12 protein-coding genes, 1 tRNA gene, 2 pseudogenes and 1 riboswitch are annotated in these 16662 nt (G+C 39.5%); of the genes and pseudogenes, 6 read left to right on the top strand and 9 right to left on the bottom strand.

The features are described 5' to 3' along the window. Positions 1-112 precede the first annotated feature (112 nt). Positions 113-832 (top strand): response regulator transcription factor, encoded by a 720-nt coding sequence (locus tag H9631_RS06855; protein WP_191811252.1) that lies wholly within the window; start codon positions 113-115, stop codon positions 830-832. After that, complete coding sequence (locus tag H9631_RS06850) at positions 832-1947, top strand: sensor histidine kinase (protein WP_191811250.1); 1116 nt, start codon at positions 832-834, stop codon at positions 1945-1947. The genes H9631_RS06855 and H9631_RS06850 overlap by 1 nt, the downstream gene beginning before the upstream one ends. On the opposite strand, the pseudogene H9631_RS22305 reads toward H9631_RS06850, so the two are convergent. Continuing rightward, positions 1910-2076: pseudogene (locus tag H9631_RS22305) on the bottom strand (MFS transporter); the annotation flags it as partial. The gene H9631_RS06850 and the pseudogene H9631_RS22305 overlap by 38 nt on opposite strands. A gap of 215 nt (positions 2077-2291) precedes the next feature. Here H9631_RS22305 and H9631_RS06845 point away from each other — a divergent pair. Continuing rightward, positions 2292-2373, top strand: a tRNA-Leu gene (locus H9631_RS06845). Positions 2374-2644: 271 nt separating this feature from the next. Here the strand turns inward: H9631_RS06845 and H9631_RS22300 are convergent. Together H9631_RS22300 and H9631_RS06835 are read right to left on the bottom strand one after the other, a co-directional pair. Continuing rightward, positions 2645-2911, bottom strand: a pseudogene (locus tag H9631_RS22300) (IS5/IS1182 family transposase); the annotation flags it as partial. Between the two features lie 90 nt (positions 2912-3001). Next, entirely contained in the window at positions 3002-6739 is a 3738-nt protein-coding gene (locus H9631_RS06835; protein WP_191811246.1) for a metallophosphoesterase, read from the bottom strand. A gap of 714 nt (positions 6740-7453) precedes the next feature. Here H9631_RS06835 and H9631_RS06830 point away from each other — a divergent pair. The 3 genes from H9631_RS06830 to H9631_RS06820 all read left to right on the top strand — a co-directional run bounded on the left by H9631_RS06830 (position 7454) and on the right by H9631_RS06820 (position 10719). Then, positions 7454-9421, top strand: a complete 1968-nt coding sequence (locus tag H9631_RS06830; protein ID WP_191811244.1) for an aconitate hydratase — start codon at positions 7454-7456, stop codon at positions 9419-9421. A gap of 80 nt (positions 9422-9501) precedes the next feature. Next, on the top strand, positions 9502-9672 hold the full coding sequence (locus H9631_RS06825; protein ID WP_191811242.1) for a hypothetical protein: 171 nt from the start codon (positions 9502-9504) through the stop codon (positions 9670-9672). A 506-nt stretch (positions 9673-10178) separates the two neighbouring features. Continuing rightward, a riboswitch (PreQ1 riboswitch) is annotated at positions 10179-10223 on the top strand. 7 nt (positions 10224-10230) lie between these two features. Then, entirely contained in the window at positions 10231-10719 is a 489-nt protein-coding gene (locus H9631_RS06820) for a QueT transporter family protein (protein ID WP_191811240.1), read from the top strand. A 110-nt stretch (positions 10720-10829) separates the two neighbouring features. Here the strand turns inward: H9631_RS06820 and H9631_RS06815 are convergent, their stop codons facing one another. The 6 genes from H9631_RS06815 to H9631_RS06790 form a co-directional block, all read right to left on the bottom strand. Further along, on the bottom strand, positions 10830-11819 hold the full coding sequence (locus H9631_RS06815) for a 2-hydroxyacid dehydrogenase (protein WP_404801720.1): 990 nt from the start codon (positions 11817-11819) through the stop codon (positions 10830-10832). A 36-nt stretch (positions 11820-11855) separates the two neighbouring features. Beyond that, positions 11856-12962 (bottom strand): GerAB/ArcD/ProY family transporter, encoded by a 1107-nt coding sequence (locus H9631_RS06810; protein ID WP_191811236.1) that lies wholly within the window; start codon positions 12960-12962, stop codon positions 11856-11858. A 4-nt stretch (positions 12963-12966) separates the two neighbouring features. Then, entirely contained in the window at positions 12967-13200 is a 234-nt protein-coding gene (locus tag H9631_RS06805) for a hypothetical protein (protein ID WP_191811234.1), read from the bottom strand. Then, on the bottom strand, positions 13200-14399 hold the full coding sequence (locus tag H9631_RS06800; RefSeq protein WP_191811232.1) for a Ger(x)C family spore germination protein: 1200 nt from the start codon (positions 14397-14399) through the stop codon (positions 13200-13202). The genes H9631_RS06805 and H9631_RS06800 overlap by 1 nt, the downstream gene beginning before the upstream one ends. A gap of 11 nt (positions 14400-14410) precedes the next feature. Then, complete coding sequence (locus H9631_RS06795) at positions 14411-15937, bottom strand: spore germination protein (protein ID WP_191811230.1); 1527 nt, start codon at positions 15935-15937, stop codon at positions 14411-14413. A gap of 174 nt (positions 15938-16111) precedes the next feature. Further along, complete coding sequence (locus H9631_RS06790) at positions 16112-16642, bottom strand: 2,4'-dihydroxyacetophenone dioxygenase family protein (RefSeq protein WP_191811228.1); 531 nt, start codon at positions 16640-16642, stop codon at positions 16112-16114. Between the last annotated feature and the right edge of the window lie 20 nt (positions 16643-16662).

Raw genomic sequence — 16662 nt, 5'->3', positions numbered from 1 at the left:
CTTGGCGTATTTGCGGCCAGATTTGATCGAGCGCCGCTTGATCAAATTCCTTTGAAAATTTGTGGCATCGGTCGGAGGCTTTAACTTTATCTTGCAAAAAAGAGGGAATCTTATGAAAGATGATGCAAACATTTTAATAGTAGATGATGAGTCTGGCATTTTAAAAATACTCGAGCTCACATTGCGAAAAGAGCATTTTACTCATATTACAACGACAACAACGAAAGCTGAGGCATTACAAGCCTTAGTGGAACAGAGCTTCGATATTATTTTATTGGATGTCATGCTGCCGGATGGAGATGGATTTGTGTTATGTTCGACCATTCGCCAGCAAACAACAGCGCCCATTTTATTTATTAGTGCACGCTCCAGTGATTTTGATAAATTAACAGGGCTTAGTGTAGGCGGCGATGATTATATTACAAAGCCCTTTAACCCTCTTGAAGTTGTAGCAAGAATACGTGCTATTTTAAGACGACAGCGTGAGTATGAGAAAAAGACAGTACAACCTGAAATGAAAAGCTACATATATAACGCGTTCTCATTTTCACCGGATGAAGCTTTATTAACTGTACATGGGGAAGTAGTTCAAGCCACCGCAAAAGAGTTAGAATTACTTCATTTTTTCTGCAAAAACCCAAACCGCGTATTTACGACTTCACAAATTTATGAGCGTGTATGGGGAGAAGATGTATTTGGTGAAGAAAAAACCGTAACAATTCATATTGCGAAACTGCGCAAAAAGTTAGGCGATAATACAAGAAGGCCAAATATTATCGTGAACTTACGGGGAATAGGCTATAAATTTATTCCGCCAACAGGTGATTCTTAATGAAAATCCAGCAACGTTTTATTCAGCATTTATTATTGGGTTTTGTCTTTTGGCTATTGCTTTTGGCTTTAACTGTGCCCCTTGCAATGGAAGGAATTTTGCCGAAACTAGGTCTTGGTGACGAACGTTATGAATGGGTTGTAATGGTTGTCATTGGCTTTGTTACAATCCTTTGGATCATATGGTTTGGCTGGTATTTTGGCAGCCCCTTATTACTCGTGTTGAAATGGATTGGCCAATTAGGGAATGAAGATTTTTCACCACTTATAGCACGGAATAAAGTTTATAATCGCAAAGGTAAGTTTAAAATGCGTTTTCACTTATATCAGGATGTTATCAGTCAACTTGAGCATCTACGAACACAGTTGCAAAAAGCCAAGAGAGAACGCGCACAGCTTGAGAAAGCAAAACGTGACTGGGTTGCTGGGATTTCACATGATTTAAAGACACCTTTAACGTATATTAAAGGCTATTCCACCTTATTATTAAATCCTGATTATGATTGGTCAAAAGATGAACAACTAAATTTCATTCAAGAGATTGATGATAAGGGTACGCATATGGAACAGCTTGTTCAAGATTTAAATTTGGCTATGCGCTTTGATGACTCCCAGTCTGTCCCCATTCATAAAACAACACAAAATATTATATCGTTTATCCAACAAGTTATCGCCGATGCAAGTAATGATTTACGTGCGCAAAAGCATTATTTTGAATTGCAAACGAAATTACATGATTTAACCATGGGATTTGATCCACATTTATTAAAACGAGCACTCCAAAATATTTATATGAATGCAGTCATCCATAATGAAGCTCCCGTTATGATTACAACTGTGATTGAACAGCAACAAGATATGTTAAACATTTGTATTCAAGATAATGGGATTGGGATGTCAGAAGAAACCCAACAAAACCTGTTTAATCGCTATTATCGGGGCACAACAACTGAACAAAAGTCTGAAGGAACAGGCTTAGGAATGGCGATTGTAAAAAGTTTGATTGAAGCACATGAAGGCACGATTTCAGTGGAGAGTTCATTGCAGCAAGGTACAAAATTCACGATAACCTTACCACTTTTGAAACTTCATAATACATGTAAAAAACCGGAATGACCCTGATTCCATAATATGAAAAGTGCTCCCAAAACTCCGTAAAGAAATGAGTAAATAGCTTTTTAGGATGCTCAAAAAACTTTTTTGAGGGACACTGAATACAATTTTCTGCTTGTCTAAAACAGACACCCTTCACCCTCCAATATTTTTGTGCAAAAGAGAATACATCATGATTTTTAGCACAACAGATAGGGTCAATAAAAAATAAAAATATTTCAGAAAAACAAATCCAAGTATTTTTGAACAGAAATACAGTTAAAATAGATAATAATGACGACAACTCAAAATATCATTAAAAAAATTTCCATTATAAAAATATGTTTTAATAAAAAAGTTAATTTCTTGCCATGGTGCGGAAAGGCAGATGCGTTAGATTCAGGTTCTAGTGTCCGAAAGAGCGTGTGGGTTCGACTCCCACTCACGGCATCAATGTTGTCCAACTTGGCCGAGCGCTGGGTTCAGGACTAAGAAGCCACAGGGTTCAAGTCCTGTCATTCCGACTTATTGATGTCAGCTCGAGTGTTGGCTACAATTCAATTCGATCCCAGTGAAAGGGGCTGGGGCATAACTAGCCAAAGCAACAATTAAAAAAGTTTTCGACCATTGTTCATAGATGGTCGAAAACTTTTTTATTGGGTATTTTTATGCCCGCATGGCACATTATTTGTTCACGGCTGGCCGTTCTTCAAATATCATCTTTCATACGCATGGAACGCATTTGCTTACGTTCGCTCACATCTTCACTTGCTTCTATTTGTTTATCATATTCCGCTACGGTCTCATCCAGCTTTTCGATCACTTTGCCCAATTCCCCGATGGTCCGTTCATCCGGGTTTTCGCGCTCTATTTCCAGAATGATCTCGTTTTCCAACAATTCCTCATACATCTGGTTCGATTTTTCTACCAGGGTAGCACTGTATTTTTCAATCGCCTTACGCCAGACGAAAGTATGATTTGATGCGGAGTAAGGAGCAATGCTGCCTAAATAGTAAGAAAAGGAGCATCTCTTCATCAGAAATCGATGAATGAGATGACTCCCTATTCGTATTTTGGATTAATAAACTCTTCTTCTGAAAACCAAATAGATGCCTGCCCCTACAAATAGGAATACTGCTCCAATAATAATCAGGTTAAATGTAGATGTCGCGGTATTTGGAAGTTTTTTACCTGTCGAATCACTTTCAGTCGCTTTCTTACCATCTGTACCTTTATTAGTATTATCTAAATCAGGTTTTTTGGTTGGGTCTTCACCCGGTTTACCCGGGTCCTCTGGATTTTCACCTGGTTTACCTGGGTCCTCTGGATTTTCACCTGGTTTACCTGGGTCTTCTGGATTTTCACCTGGTTTACCTGGGTCTTCCTTTACTTCTAACCCCTTATATAGCGCCTGTAATTGATTGACTAATTCATCAATTTCTTCTTGGCTATATACTTCATTATCTAAAGCTACTTTTGCTGCTTCTAATGCTTCAACAAACGGCTTCCAAGATGTTTCAGTAAATTCTTCAGCGTTTAATTGTGCATCATTTATTTCATCTACTAATGATTGTAAAGCTGTTTTATCGACTGGTTGTGTTTTATCACGCTTTTTCAACACATAGTTGTCGACTAACTCATCATCACTAGTATATGCTTCTATTTTTATTTCCTCGTCTTCCACTAGTAAAGAAGTGAATACCTGTTTTTCTTCTGCATAAATAACGTTAATATAATCTTCTTCACTGCCTGGATAAAATTTAGGCCCTGCAGATCCACCGATTAAATAAATAGTTCCTTCACCTTCTGGTTGAACAACGCCATTTTCAATCGGATGTGAACGCATATATGCATGATCATGTCCTGTTAATACCAAGTCAACTTGTAACTCTTCTAAGAGAGGAGCGAAAATAGTTTGTGTTGCATCTTCTCCACGTTTTGGATTACTTTTATATGGTGAACGATGAAACATTGCAATAATCCATTTATCACCAGCTGAGCGCACTTCTTCACGAATCCACTCTTCTTGTTCTTTCATATCTTGTATACCAAATTCAGAGTTTAACATTAAAAAACGCGCTTTTCCGTAATCAAATGAATAGACAAAACCCTCTTTACCAGCTGGCCCATTTTGCGGATAACTGTATAAATTCTTAAAAATATTTGCTCCATCCCCATAAACATCATGGTTACCAAGGAGCATCATTAAAGGCAATTTACTGCTTACACCTTTTGTTGCCTCTTTAAAATCTTCCCATTGCGGTAATTTATCTCCTTCTTCAACAATATCGCCTGCATGTACGACGAATTTCATATCAGGAAATTTATTTAATCCTAAATCTAATAGATCAGATGTTAATTTAAATCCTTCTTTATCATAAGCCTGTGAATCTGCTACAAACATAAACCGGAAAGGGTCATTGTTAGCCGCTTCTGTCGTAAATGTACTGTATTCACTCCAGCCGGTGCCAGAACCATCGCCAACACGGTATTCATAAGTTGTTCCTGGTTGCAACCCTGTTGCCTCGACTTTATGCAAATTCATTTCACCAGTCTGATCGCCAAATAAGGTTGTTGTTCCTTTAAAGATAAGCTTTTCAGACTTAACATTTACTGGATTCACTTCGACAACTGAACCTTCAGTGAAAGTATCTGTTTTCCATGTAAAATGCTGTGTTGTTTTTGAATCGTTCGTCCAAGTTAAAGTAATATGTTCAGGGGCATTTTTCCCCAAATGTGGTGAAATAGTAAAGGATTCTACTTGACTTACTAGATTACCTTTAACTGCTTGTAATTTTAATGGAATTCTAGATAGTGTTAACTGATCCGTTTCAATAATACCTTGGTCATTCGTTTTTCCAAAAATACTGCCCCAATCAACTTCTTCTACATCCTCCATAGGCACATGATAATATCGTTGTTCACCATTTGGCATAAATATCCGGTAAAAATCAAATCCATCGTAAGGTGTTTGCGCAACTGGAATTAAAGTACCAACTTCTAATGGTTCATATGGTTCCCCAGCAACACCACTTCCACCTTTATAAATCGATGTTGGTTTCATTACTTTAATTAGTTTTTGATCACCCAGTACAGAAATACTTGCTCCAGAAACAGGTTGATCATTTTTGTCAACAACTTTCATCGTTGTTGGTGTAGCTTGTGAAAGACCTGTTAATGTTAGTTTTAATGGTTGAGAAATATGACCTTTAAAAGCTGGTAAGAAAAATGGAACCGCTTCTGCTGGTTGATCAGCATAGAAATACTGTCCATCATTTAAATTGAGTGTAAAATCACCACTCGCATCTAAGCCTAAACTATACGTCAGACCAATTACTGTTTCTTCTTCTTTTAAATCAATTTTATTCATTTGATCAAAAGCAATTTCAATAATACCTGCTTCTGGATCCACCTTATGATGTGAAACGGCAGATTGTAATTTTTCTGGTATACTTACTTGAATGCCCTCTTTATCAGGATTCATGTCGACTAATGTTAATCGTTTTGCATCATATTGAATGTTAAAAGTCATTCCAGCAAATTGTTTAACATGCTTTACAGTCATGTTAGCAGTAAACTGACTTCCAGCATAAATATCTTCATCAACGTCCCAGTCAATCGCTGGTCCACCTGCTTCAACTGTAAATGTCCAAGTTGTAAAACTATGGTTACCTTCTTTATCAGCAACATTCACCCAGACCTTATGTAACCCTTCTGCAAGTGGTTTGACGGGAGTATATGATATGGTGCCTACTTCTTCATTAATTGTCGGTTCTACAGGTTTTCCATCTAAAGTCATTTCCGTTTTTGAAAAATCTAATCCTGACTGATCATCTGACACATGGACTGCAATTTCTGGTTGATTTGAATACACTAATTGCTCGTCACTTGGTGAGAGATTGCTTATCGTAGGGTTTGTCGTATCTTCTTCCACGTCTTCATAGATTGCACGGATATTATCAATATAGATTGTAGCTTTACCTTTAGCTTCTTCGCTTGTTGCCATATAACGAATCGCTTCATTTCCTAGTTTGAAAGGCGGCTTCCAATTGCTAGGAATTTCAGCCTCGACATACTTCCAACCTTCCCACGTTACGCCATTAGGGTAACTCGGTGTATAATCGATATTAAAATTTTCTCCATTTGCATCATACAAAATCTGTCTTAACCAATGCTTTTCGCCATCCCCGTATACCCACATACTTATTTTTTTCGGGTGGCCCGGGATTTCTATTGCTTCACCAATATTTGCATACACACCTGATGTACCAGGCTGATTTGTAAAATCATAATCAATTTTTAAAGAGTGTTTACCGAAACGTGCTACTTCGTCTGAAATCGAAACATTTACTGAGTTCGCACGAGCTGAAGAAACTGCCCATGAACCAAGACCACTTTCAAAATCTTCAAGTAGATAATTTGGACCTGGTGCTTCTAATGGTTGATTTTTTTCTTCAGAAGCTGTTTTTACCTTTTCCTCTTCTTTTACTTGATCCGTTAATGTAGGATTTTCATTAACAGGTTCACTATGTACTTTAGTTTCTTCTGTTTCAGTTTCAGTTTCAGTCAGTTCTGTTTTTTGATCGGATTTTTGTTCTGTTTTTTGTTCTGTTTTTTGATCGGTTATCTCTTGCTTACTTTCTTCTTCCTTTTGTTCCACCTGCTCTATGTCCGTGTTAATTTCCTTCTGTTGTTCAGCTACTTGCTCCTGTTCAATCGTCGTTTCCGGTAATTCAGTTGCCATGGCAATACTTGGAACAAATTGACTAAACAGTAACACAAAAGCAAGAATATAGAACATACTCTTTCTCTTCATATATCTTTCTCCTCATCTTAGATTTGTATACTAGGCAAATCTTACCATTCTATTATTTATTTTTTGTAAAAATCTAAGTGTTATATATTAAGTTTTTGTAAAAATAATAACTGCTAATCCATCTAGCTTTGATCCGTCCCAGCTACGTTCCCGGGCAACGCCTCTCGAATAATTTCGCTACCAATGGCCTATGAATAGAATGTGGGTTCTATTTGACGCGTACCTTTCAAAAGCTTAGATTATTCACAGCAACTTGAGTGACTGGCAGTAACTAAATAATTGGAAATTCATAGCCCCTTTATTTTTGGGAGGGGGAAAGTATATCCAATTTTTCAGTTTCAAGTTATCTTTCTATCCATTTTCGGAAAATTTTACCAAAATCACCCAAAATTAGTGTTCAGTAAATTTACTTTCGTAATTTGGGATTATCTTTTATCTTTGTGGTCGACTTTATGAGGGAAGCCATCGGGGGCTTTGTTTGGTTTGGCTGCCCTGCTGTTTGGGCCTTTCATAAAGAACCGGGTAACAGAAGAGTGAGAGCATTCCTTGAAAAATCAAAAGAAGGCCGACATTTTTAATTAATCCTCAGAGAAGATAGAGGAATTGTTCCGGAAACTTGAATAAAAGGCAACAATGAATATTTCACTTCCACAATAACAATCCTAAATAAAAATATTGTATTGCACTACAAAGTTTTTAACAGGAGGAAGAAGGATGCCGCTGAATATTACAGAAAAGCTGATCAAGTCCCATCTTGTTGCAGGAGAGATGGTTCCAGGAAAAGAAATTGGATTAAAAATCGACCAAACCCTTACACAGGATGCAACCGGGACGATGGTTATGCTGGAATTGGAAGCCATGGGGGTGGAGCGAGCTCAAACAGAAGCTTCGGCGCAATACGTGGATCATAATATCATACAGGTCGACAATAAAAATGCGGATGACCACTTGTTCTTACAAAGCGCCACTCGCAGATTCGGCCTGTATTACAGTCGTCCAGGGAACGGAGTAAGTCACCCTGTGCATATGCAGCGTTTGGCAAAGCCGGGTAAAACTCTCCTTGGTTCCGACAGTCATACCTGTGCAAACGGCTGTATGGGAATGCTCGCTATGGGCGCCGGAGGCATGGATGTGGCGTTAGCCATTGCAGGTGAGCCAATTTATATAAAAATGCCAAATGTGTGGGGAATCAAGCTTACGGGGAAGCTCCCTGACTGGGTCAGTGCCAAGGATGTTATTTTAGAATTGCTTCGCAGGCATGATGTCAAGGGTGGCGTCGGTAAAGTGATCGAATACTACGGTCCCGGATTGGATCAATTAAGCGCCATGGACCGTCATGTCATTGCGAACATGGGAGCTGAACTCGGGGCAACGGGAACAGTATTTCCTTCAGATGAAGAAATCAGGAGATTTTTAGAAGAGCAAGGACGAGAGGAAGACTGGATTGAGTTGACCGCAGATATTGACGCTTCATACGACATTGAGGAAGAGATCAATCTTTCCGAGTTGGAACCGCTGATTGCTAAACCGTCTAGCCCTGGAAATGTCGTACCTGTTTCTGAAGTCGCAGGCACCCTCATCTATCAATCCTATGTTGGCTCCTCGGCAAACCCCGGTTACAGGGATTTTGCAGTGGCTGCAGAAATCGTCAAAGGAAAGACGGTCGCTAACGGCATTTCATTCGATATCAATCCAACATCCAGACAGATGTTGACTGACCTTGTTAAGGAAAGCCATATCGCAAGTCTCCTTAAGGCAGGTGCAAGGCTTCATCAGGCGGGCTGCAACGGATGTATCGGAATGGGGCAAGCACCAGCTACCGGAAGGAACAGCCTAAGGACTACCCCTCGTAATTTTCCCGGACGATCCGGAACACAGGAAGACAGTGTGTATCTATGCAGTCCGGAAACTGCGGCAGCTTCTGCATTAAAAGGGGAAATCACTGATCCACGAACACTGAAAATGCCGTATCCAAAGAGCAAAGAACCGGAAAATCCAACAGTTGATACTTCTTTGCTGGACGAACCGCTACCGTATGAAAAAGCAAAGAAAGTCGAGCTGTACAAAGGCCCAAATATCGCTTCCATCCCGCCTATGGATACATTGCCTGACGAATTGGATCTGCCGGTTTTATTGAAAATGGATGACAATATTTCAACCGATGAAATACTAGCAGGAGGAGCACGGGTGCTCCCGTACCGAAGTAATCTCCCGGAAATAAGCAAATTTGCTTTTGAAATCATTGATAAGACGTATTATACAAGGGGGATGGATAGTGTTACTACAGGAGGACATGCCATCGTTGGAGGATCCAACTACGGTCAGGGATCCAGTCGGGAGCATGCGGCTTTAGCCCCTAGGTTCCTTGGGCTACGCGTTGCACTGGTTAAGGATTTTGCGCGTATCCATTGGCAAAACCTTGTGAATTTCGGCGTTCTCCCTTTAACGTTTGTAAATGAAGAAGATTACGATCAAATAGAACAGGGAGATATCCTTCAACTTGATGATCTTCGGAATAAGGTACAACAGAGTAATGAGTTTACAATTAATGTAAAAGAAAAGAATGTATCTATCCAAGTTTCTCATGCATTGTCTCAGAGACAGGTCGATGTGATGCTTCAAGGTGGATTGATCAACCTAGTGAAAGAGCGCCTGAAGAAAGTTTCGTCAATTGAAAAATAAGCATTTCTCGGGGGCAGACCCCGCTTTAGCACTTTAACGTAGTGGGGGTCAGACCCCCTTAATTAAAGGAGGAGACTGTAATGGATTTTCGGGATAATCATTGCAAAGCTTGCCATGGAACAGGAATGCTAGCTGATGATGAAGGATGGCAGTATAAATGCAGTGTTTGCAGGGGGGCAGGATTTATTAATGAAGAAACTTCAAACGCTAGAATCATGGAAGTGGATGAAAACAACCGGCTGCTAGATTAAATAAAAACCATTTTGCCCAAAGCTCTTGCCACCCATTTAATTGAAGAAGAAGCTACTTAAGCTTTTAAATTGATTTATTTGCTATATTGACATACATTGTAATGTCAACCAATAGGGACACCGCCCTACCAGTTCAACTCTATTCCCTCTTGAGAAGCTCATAAAATGTAAAAATACGCTTATATGATTAAAGAGCTGCGAAAACAAGGTGATAAAGAAAAACAATCAATGTCTTTGAAGCGATGTAAAACATTTTGCACATGCTATCAAATACGCCTTGGCGTATTTGCGCCCAGATTTTATCGAGCTCGCTCGATAAATTCCCTCTGAAAATCTGTGGCATCCGCCGGAGGCTTTAACTTTATTCAGCCGGGGTTTGACCCCCCCACTGAATGGAATACCAATAGGCATTCATCTCACCACTTACTGAAGTGGGAGACTTCTGCTGAATGAAGTTAAACATGTACATTTACAAACCTATGCAAACACTGGTATTATAAGCTAGGTAAAACGTGGTTCGAAACCATCCCACGAAAAAAAACTAGGGAGAGATTGATCATGAAAATCAGGACACTTGCTGTCAACGGTATTTTAGCGGCATTGTATATTGCCGTTTCTTTTTTTGTGCAGCCATTCGGCTTCACAAATATCCAGTTCCGCATTTCGGAAATGTTCAACCATTTAGTTGTCTTCAACAAAAAGTACATGTTTGGAATTGTCATCGGGGTATTTTTGTCCAATTTATTATTTTCGCCGCTTGGAGTGTACGACCTTATTTTTGGCGTAGGCCAGTCGGTGATTGCCCTTTTGATCACCATCACCTCAACAAAATTTATCCAAAGCATTTGGCTGCGGATGGTTTTTAATACAACAGTTTTCACATTTACCATGTTCATTATTGCCTACGAGCTAAACTTAGTGCTCCGCCTTCCGTTTTTATTTACATGGTTTACAGTGGCCGTCGGGGAGCTTGTTGTCATGGCAGTTGGCGCTCCTGTTGTCTATTATCTAAATAAACGAATTCGCTTTGACCAGCTTATGTCATAATAAAAAGAGGCATTGGCATCAAAAATAAGACCGCATGAAATCACGGGTTTACACTTGATTTCATGCGGTTTACTTATTTTTATAAAATTCAGCTCAAAGTTTCTTTTTGGTCAAACCACTCTATTTTCAGGTTCTTTCCCTAACAGTGCGGCCACCATGTTTGTTGCTGCCTTCATCGCCATCGCATTAGTAGTCTTTCTGCTAGCTGACCCAATATGCGGAGTTGTCACCACATTTGGCATTTTTAAAAGCGGATTGTCCTTGTTCACAGGCTCCTGCTCAAACACATCCAAAGCAGCCGCATGAATCTCTTTATTTTCAAGCGCAGCAGTTAGAGCTTCTTCATCAATTGTCTGACCGCGCGATACATTAATAAAAATAGCTGACTTTTTCATGAGCTTGAATTCTTTTTCACCGATCATTTTTTCAGTTTCAGGAGTTAGCGGTGTCATTAATAACACAAAATCCGATTGTTGTAAAAGCGAATCCAGATCGCTGTATTTGACTCCAAGCTCCTCCTCTGCATCAGGCTTGCGATTCCGGTTATAATAAAGAACATCCATATTAAACCCTAGCCTCGCTCTTCGGGCAATCGCTTCACCAATTCTGCCCATTCCGATAATGCCAAGCGTTGCACCATATACATCCACTCCAACGAAGCGATCATCGCCTGACGTCGGCTCCCATTTCCCGGCTTTTACAATCTTGTCCAACTCCGCTATTCGTCTCGCCGAAGCCAGGATCAGACCGAAAGCAAGATCTGCCACCGTTTCGTCCAATACGCCTGGTGTATTGGTTCCAATTACATTCCGACTTTTCATCGCTTCTAAATCAAAGTTATTGTATCCAACGGATAAATTGCTCACGACCTTCAAATTAGGCGCATGATTCAGCAAGTTCTCCGTAATTCTTCTGCCAGATGTGATCAACCCATCTACATCACCAATTTCCTGTAAAAGGTCCTCCCTTTTGATTGGCACCTTCTGATCCCACACTTTAAAATCACAATATTGTGCCAAATAATCTTTAACTTCCTGTGAAATTGGCTGGGAAACAAATACTTTTGGTTTCACTAAGATTCCCCCTCTGTCCCTTTGTATAGAGAATATTATAACAGAAAAACCTCAGAGAAACGCTTACACACCTTTTTGCTCCACTTTGTTCCGCCCCTTTATAAGCCCAATAAATAATATCGTGAGAGGAAGCAGGATTGCAAATATGAATCCATAAAAAGGCCAAACATCAAAAATAGTATTCCAATAGCCAATATTCGGCATGATCGTTATTGAAAGAGGTAACAGCAGCAAACATAATGGTAAACTAAGCAGGCGATAATCTTTCAAATTGAATATTTCCTTTATCCCCATCGCTACTAATAAAACGATCAAACATATTTTGATGTAAATCGATATAAACCAAATAGCGCCAATAACAACTTCAAGCCTTTGAATGACATCACCAATATTAATTTCAGCTCCAAGCATGTACGGGGCATATAGCTTACTCGAAGAAAACTCCACCCCAAGGACAAGTAATGAATTTAAAGTAGCCACAGCCACCATTATCCCTCCCAAAAACACGCCCCCTAGAAAAGGCTTAGCCAACGTTTGTTTAGGGTGAACGAATGTCAGAATTAGAGTGAAGATGAAAACTTCAAAAAACGGAAACCCCAAATTCGGAATCATGCCGCCAACAATAGGCTTCCAACCATTCGCTCCAACTGGAAGTAAATGGGCGAGGTCTGTTTTTAAGGGTAATAAAGCTGCAACAAACACATACAGACCTATAGAAAAAGGAAATAGAATTTCGGCTGTCCTCGCAATGACCTCCAATCCGTGTTTGACTGAGTAAGCGACGACTATTAGAAAAAAGAAATGAATAACTAACTGTGGTGTGTCAGGCATCACTTGAATGACAATAAGATCACCCAAGTCCCTCAATGCCATAATAGCTATCAAATAAAAGAATCCGACTACCGTTATCAAGCCCACAACCTTACCTACCCATTTTCCAAATGTAGCTTCAAGCATTTGAATCAAAGTTAACTCAGGGTAAAGTTTTTGAATAGATATGTATAAGCAAGTAAGCAGCAATCCAACAGCTACAGCGAGAAAAGAAGAGATCCAAGCATCGTGCTTAGCGGTTATAATGACCGTATGCGGGATATAAATAATCGCGCTTCCAACAGTATAAAGACAAGAGCACACAAATAACTGTTTTCCGCTTATTCGTTCTATATCCATAAACTCACCCTTTCACACTAAAAAACTGATAAAAGTGCTTAATGATTGGCAATTTATCCAATATCCATTTAAAGGGAAATCTGACCTCAATTCCCATTAGTTTAAGCAAACAAATGGCAATGAAGATCCCTAGAATGGAAAAATAAATTCCCTTTTCCAATTTGCTCCCGTTCTTTAACGCTTTACGATCAATGAAAATAGCCGCAATAGCCAGCATGAATGGAAATATATAGAACACTATTCACTCAGCTCCCGTAATTTCTCTTTGAGCGAGTTCTTGATTGTTCCAGCATTCTTAAGATTGACTGTAACATGGATATTCACTGGCAGTTCTTCAAAAATTTCATCCCAATTATCCTCCATTTTTCTCCATTCATTCGGTCTTTTCCGGTAAAACTCCTGTCCAAATCCCAAAATATCAATACCAACATTTTGTTGAATACTTTTGGTATTGGTAGTGAAGAAACGTTGTAAGTATTTTTCAATTTGCTTTTCCATTTTAAAAAACTCATCAGTGGTTGTAATGTCTTGTGAACAGTCTAATTCAGCAATCTTACCTTTGAAGGTAATATCTATATTCATCGTAGGTTTGTTTTTTGAAAAATCCGGTTTCAATTTCGTCTTCACATTCTGCGATTCCATCACGCCATATCCCCCATTAGAGCATGGAAAGGGTGTTACAGAGTTTTTTACATTATTTGAAATTATATTATAGGTCCGTGCTTCGTCATCCTCTAACCAATCCCTTAACTGGTCATGGTAGAAAACCGCCAGTTGTCCGCTCGGCAGTGGCGGCTGTGGTGTTTTCATATTGCTTTCTGACTGTCCTCCAGTTGGCTTGCCAGGCAATATGCTTGGAACAACCGGATGTATACCATTAAGAGGTATTTTGGAAATCAACTCTCTCAAGGTTGTTGTCTTTGATGGGTCCCAGTTTTTACTTGAAAGTTCCAATTGCTCAAAAATTTCCAGTGTAGGAGCCACCAAAAAAGGTGTAATCATAGATAAAATGTCCTTTGCTGTATGATCTTTGGCAACAACAACATAGAAATCACTTCGTGATTCTGGATCCCTATTGAAAAGATCCAATATATCACTTAGTCCTTCTCTAGCGACTTCCTCACTTACAATGAGTGTGTATAGATGCCCTCCATATATTTTTCTTGGAGAAACTAAAGAGATTTTCCTAATTGCACTCAATACAGTCTTATCCCTGCCTTCATACATGACAACTGGTGAACCAGTTCCAGACGTTTTTTTATTAGAAACTTGTTCAGGGTTTATAACTTGGGCTGTTACACTATACTCCCCATCAACTTTATCTATGCCAAATCCGTATGTGAATGCCAGTTCATCCAATTCTCGGCTGTTCCAGCAGCCGGTAAGCGTGAATAATGAAACAATCATAAAGAGCAGTACCATTTTTTTTGACCGCATCATGGAACCTCCTATTGACGAGTTTGTTTCCGTAAGAATTCACTCTTTGAACTGAAGGTATTTCGTGGCATTCTGACAAATGTATCTTTTTGATCCTTTAGATTAAACGGTCCCATGGGAGACATGTAGGGTACCCCGAAAGAGCGCAAACTGCAAAGATGAACAATGATAGAAAATAGTCCAAGAATGATACCAAAAAACCCCAAAGCAGCAGCGCAAACCATAATAAAGAAACGAAGCATTCGTACAGAGTTTCCGAGATTATAGCTAGGCATCACGAAGCTGGCAATCGCTGTTACGGAAACGACAATCACCATTGCGGCAGAAACAAAGTCTGCTTCGACAGCTGCTTGCCCGATGACAATCGCGCCGACCACTGATACTGCTTGGCCTACGGATTTCGGCATTCGAATGCCAGCTTCTCTAAGGATTTCAAATGTGACTTCCATGAACAGTGCTTCTACAAAAGCCGAAAAGGGCACTCCTTCCCTTTGGGCCGCTAGGCCAGTCAGCAACTTGGGTGGTATCATTTCCTGGTGAAAGGTTGTTAAAGCGATGTAAATAGATGGAACCAATAAAGTAATAAGTAGTGAAGCATGGCGCAATATACGAAGGAAGCTTGCCTCCATAGCTCGCGAGGAATAATCTTCAGGTGTTTGAAAAAATTGAATAAATACTACAGGCACCATTAAAACAAATGGAGTTCCGTCGACCAATATGGCAACCCTTCCCTCAAGCAACGCCGCCGCAACAACATCAGGTCGTTCCGAATTCGCTACTGTTGGAAACGGCGTGAACGTTTGATCCTGAATTAACTCCTCAATATTATTGCTTTCTAAAACACCATCAATGTGAATTTCATTGATTCTTCTTTTAACTTCTTTAATAATGTCCTTATCTGCAATCCCCTCAATAAAGGCAATGCTTACATTTGTTTGCGTAATCTCTCCAACCTTTGACGTTTCAATTCGAAATCGATGACTTTGGATTCTTTTCCTTAGTAATGCCTTATTTTTACTTAATGATTCGGTAAAACCTTCTCTTGGTCCCCTAACCACCGTCTGGGATGTTGGTTCCTCTACTGAACGGCTCTCCCAATCACTTACCGATATACTAAGTGCAGATATTTCATTCTCTAAAAACAATATTGCTTTTCCGGACAACAAATCATCAAAAGCTTTTACCAAGTCATCCACAACAACAACATCCCCAGTTGTCAAGACCCGCTCCTTGAGACTAGTCGTTATACTTTTTCCATGATATTGATGCTTCATCTCTATTTCGCTTAAAGGCGTGATAATCTGTTGAGAAATCCAGTCCTGGTTCGTAATATCTCTCATAAATACAAGCATTGCCTTATGATCATTCATATTTTGAATGATGAAATTCCTGTATATTATGTCGTTTTGATGACCGAAATGATCATCAAAAGCTGCTTTGACTTCTTCTAAGGAAGGGTTGATAAAGGAATCACGAGAATTTACATTTTGATCCTTGCAAATGACGAACTTGGCCTTCCCTTTTTTAAAGAATTTCATATTCAAATCCCCCGGTAATAAAACGTTCTTTGTAGTATGTTCATTTGATGATATCTTATGCACTGTCAAGATGGATACCGCCTTCTTTCCCACAATAAAAAAAGAACAGTTTGAATGATTGTTAAGTCAATCAAACTGTTCTGCTTGCATTTTGTATTTTCATAAATTAATCATTCATTCCTGTAAGTCCTTTGTACCAAACGTGTAATCAACAACTGTCGTATACTCAATGGCGTTGTTTTCCTTCGCCATATAATAATGCAAACGTGCATCAGCCATCACAACAAGATTGCCATCGTTATCATAGCCCCCAATCGGACCATGAGATATAGCAAACATTATACATCCTTCAGGTGTGGTGAACGGTTCATGAATATTTCCGGCTGCTTCACATGTATAATAGTTTTTATATCCCTTATCGTCTCCCTCCTCCTCATAATAGAAGCCGCCTTCTAGGATAAACGCTTCTGTATTATGAAGATGCCAGTGAACAGCTGCTTTCACTCCAGGATCAACTTTTAAAAGTAATGTAAAGTTTCCTGATACGAGATCACACATCAAAAGCTTAAAATAAGTACCCGGCATGAGCCAATCCGTCCAAGGAATCCAATCTGGATTGACAAAATCCCTGCGTTCTCCTTTCGGAGTGTTCCCCGGGCTTTTCATCCAAAAATCTGGTGTGAATCTTTTAATTTGGTTAGTCATATGTTTTCCTCCTTTTTTAC

It is taken from the genome of Bacillus norwichensis (assembly GCF_014836955.1).
Classification (GTDB): domain Bacteria; phylum Bacillota; class Bacilli; order Bacillales; family Bacillaceae_C; genus Siminovitchia; species Siminovitchia norwichensis.
Note: the sequence above shows the minus strand (reverse complement) of the source record. Positions and strands in the feature narration are given on the sequence as shown.

Bases quoted from the DNA above. Each gene is read 5' to 3' on its own strand.
- H9631_RS06795 (WP_191811230.1), bottom strand. From the start codon at position 15,937: ATGAAATTCTTTAAAAAAGGGAAGGCCAAGTTCGTCATTTGCAAGGAT.
- H9631_RS06820 (WP_191811240.1), top strand. From the start codon at position 10,231: ATGAAAATCAGGACACTTGCTGTCAACGGTATTTTAGCGGCATTGTAT.
- H9631_RS06810 (WP_191811236.1), bottom strand. From the start codon at position 12,962: ATGGATATAGAACGAATAAGCGGAAAACAGTTATTTGTGTGCTCTTGT.
- H9631_RS06790 (WP_191811228.1), bottom strand. From the start codon at position 16,642: ATGACTAACCAAATTAAAAGATTCACACCAGATTTTTGGATGAAAAGC.
- H9631_RS06800 (WP_191811232.1), bottom strand. From the start codon at position 14,399: ATGCGGTCAAAAAAAATGGTACTGCTCTTTATGATTGTTTCATTATTC.
- H9631_RS06825 (WP_191811242.1), top strand. From the start codon at position 9,502: ATGGATTTTCGGGATAATCATTGCAAAGCTTGCCATGGAACAGGAATG.
- H9631_RS06855 (WP_191811252.1), top strand. From the start codon at position 113: ATGAAAGATGATGCAAACATTTTAATAGTAGATGATGAGTCTGGCATT.
- H9631_RS06850 (WP_191811250.1), top strand. From the start codon at position 832: ATGAAAATCCAGCAACGTTTTATTCAGCATTTATTATTGGGTTTTGTC.
- H9631_RS06835 (WP_191811246.1), bottom strand. From the start codon at position 6,739: ATGAAGAGAAAGAGTATGTTCTATATTCTTGCTTTTGTGTTACTGTTT.
- H9631_RS06830 (WP_191811244.1), top strand. From the start codon at position 7,454: ATGCCGCTGAATATTACAGAAAAGCTGATCAAGTCCCATCTTGTTGCA.